The organism is Mammaliicoccus sp. F-M27, assembly GCF_022387115.1.
Lineage (GTDB): Bacteria > Bacillota > Bacilli > Staphylococcales > Staphylococcaceae > Mammaliicoccus > Mammaliicoccus vitulinus.
In genome coordinates, this window is sequence record NZ_JAJNIE010000031.1 from 1 (window position 1) to 2,872 (window position 2,872).

Below are 2,872 nucleotides of genomic sequence, written 5' to 3' on the forward strand. Positions count from 1 at the left end.
GTATTTATATCTATTTTAATATTTCTAGTCATAGTAAAACTCCCTGCTAAGTTTTCACTATTTAAGTGTTTCCTTAACAGGGAGCATATCAGTTTAAAGGATAGGCTTTTTAATTATTCTTTCTTTTTAGGTGGTTTTTTAATATTAACAATTGGGTTAGCGTAGTGCCTAACGAGATCACTACTGAAGAAATAAACAATTATGATAGTAATGAGCACAATTGCAACCCAAACATACGGTTGATCTAATAGCATTCTATCCCATTCTTTTGAACGGAATAAACCAACGAAAAGTCCATGAAGTAGGTAGATAAACATCGTTCTTGAACCAATATAAGTCAGGGGTAATTTTCGTTCGGGTATTAAATTCATAAAACTTAAAGTAGATACGAAAATAACGACATAAATGAACAACCTTTTTAAAGAACTGTATACATCAACATCACTTTCAAGTGCTGAGTAAGGTTTGCTACCAAATAACCATTCAAAGTTATAATCAGTTAATAAATAAGCAATAAAAATAACGAATAAACTCAATGTTGAAAGCCATAAATACTTTTTATTTCTTAAAATAAACGATTGTTCTTTATTAATATAATATCCTAATAAGAATATCGGGAAGAATACGAATGTTCTCGATAGACTAAGTTTTGCATTGATAAAATCAAAGTAACCAACTACTAAACCTACTATTATAGCTACAGTAAATGTTATATAAGGATTGAAGTTTCGTACGAAATGCAATATAACATGCCATGAGAATAGACTGACTAAGAACCACATAGCCCATTGAGGATCAAAGGGACTAATATTCAACGTATCGTCTCTGTCTATATAGTAATAATATAAACCATAAAATAATTGGAATATAAGATAAGGTAATAAAAGCTTTATTGTAATTTTTTTTATGTAACCTGGTTTACCTACGCTTTTTGCGAAAAATCCTGATATAAGAACAAATGCGGGCATATGGAAACTATATATAAACATGTACAATGCTTTAAATATATGACTATCATTAACATAAGATCTTGTTAAATGTCCGAAAACAACTAACACAATTAAGAAAAATCTAGCGTTGTCAAAATAATGATCTCTTTCTTTATCGTTTGGCATGAAAAGTGCTCCTCTAAATCGATTGTCTACAGTTTACTTGAAATGTAGATTATAAATTAAAATTTCTGAAAGTACAAATAAAAATAATAGAATATAAACTAAAAAAATCAAACCAATGCCTTGATGGCATTGGTTTATTCAATATTTGTTTAATAATTATGATTTATATTGATCTACATCGTAATATTGACCATCAGTTTGAATCTGTTGATAGAAGTCACTAATACGTCGGGCGTTAGATTTTGCGAAATCTACACCAGTAGCATATTGATGTACACCAGGATTTTGTGGATTGAATCTCATTTTATATAATGTGTTTTGTCCAGCTTTAATGTAATTATTTGATATAAATTGAGCGCCACCTAATATCGCTTTTTCAGGTGTATTCCAACCAGCTTGTTGAGCATACTTAATACCACCGTATAATGCATTGTTATCAATCGCACCGACACCAAACATATTATAATATTTAGTTTGAGGATTTAAGTCAACTTTTCCATTTTTATCAATAGCACCACCATTTGCTAATTGGCTTGTACCATTACCTGTTTCTAATAACGCATGTGAGATTAAATAAATTTCATTAACACCAACAGCTTTTGCAGCTTGGCTAAATGCTTCACCTTGGTTTTCTAAAATGCCTTTACCGCGAAGTAAGTCATTTAATTTAGAAACAGAGATGCCTTGTGATTTATTTAAATCTAAAAATTGATATTTTTGAACTGGATCATTTACGTACTTAGTTGTATCCATTGCATCTTTAACTTCAGCTCTAGTAGCATTTCTCACACCACTTGGTAATACTTTTTTAGGTTCAGAGCCATTTCGTAATGCCATTTGAATATTTACTGCTTCGTCAAGCGTATAAGGACTAGTTGAAATATTCGTTGCCTCAGTAGCTAGTTGTAAATATTTAGAGTTAATCCATACAGTTTTACCATTGAGAATACCTTTATACCAAAGTTCATTTTCAATTTGTTGTGAAGAAATAACTTTGAAATAAGCATATTGATAATTTTGTAATGAACCTAGTAATGTATTTTTTGAAACATGTGGTTGGCTATAGAAGTAGCCAGTGTTATCAAAAATTAAATAGTTAGTATAATTTTCTTTTAAAGGAATTGGTTGATTGTTTACTGCACTATATTTAATCGCATTAGTTTTCTTAGGTTGTGCAGGTGTAGCTTGTTTTACTGCTTTAGGTTGAGCTTTAGTTGTTTGTAATTGCACATCACGCGCATTAACCCATCCTAAAGGTATGGCATTGTTATCTTGTAATAAATAGAATGTTTGATTGTTATATGTGGATTGTTTACCAATTTTAAATGTTTTACCAGCTTTATTAAGAGCAGGGACAGTTTTTTGATCATAAACTGATGTATAAACACCAGAAATGTTTTGATTAACTTTACCAACATAATTCACTCTAACTGTTTTCGCAACTGAATTAGAAGCTGTAGACTTCGCAACAGGTTTAGGTTTCACCGTATTAGAAACGGCAGGCTTCGCCACCGGTTTAGGTTTCACCGTATTAGAAACAGCAGTCTTCGCAACCGGTTTAGGTTTCACTGTATTAGAAGCGGCAGACTTCGCCACCGGTTTAGGTTTCACTGTATTAGAAGCGGCAGGCTTAGCTACTGGTTTAGGCTTCACTGTATTAGAAGCAGCAGGCTTAGCTACTGGTTTAGGCTTCACTGTATTAGAAGCAGCAGGCTTCGCCACAGGTTTAGGTTTCACTGTATTAGAAGCGGCAGGCT

2 protein-coding genes are annotated in these 2,872 nt (G+C 32.1%); both read right to left on the reverse strand.

The features are described 5' to 3' along the window. Nucleotides 1–113: 113 nt before the first annotated feature. Entirely contained in the window at nucleotides 114–1,115 is a 1,002-nt protein-coding gene (locus LQ598_RS13605) for an acyltransferase family protein (protein ID WP_107536714.1), read from the reverse strand. Between the two features lie 156 nt (nucleotides 1,116–1,271). Further along, a partial coding sequence (locus LQ598_RS13610) for an N-acetylglucosaminidase (protein ID WP_239745718.1) occupies nucleotides 1,272–2,872 on the reverse strand: 1,601 nt, incomplete at its 5' end.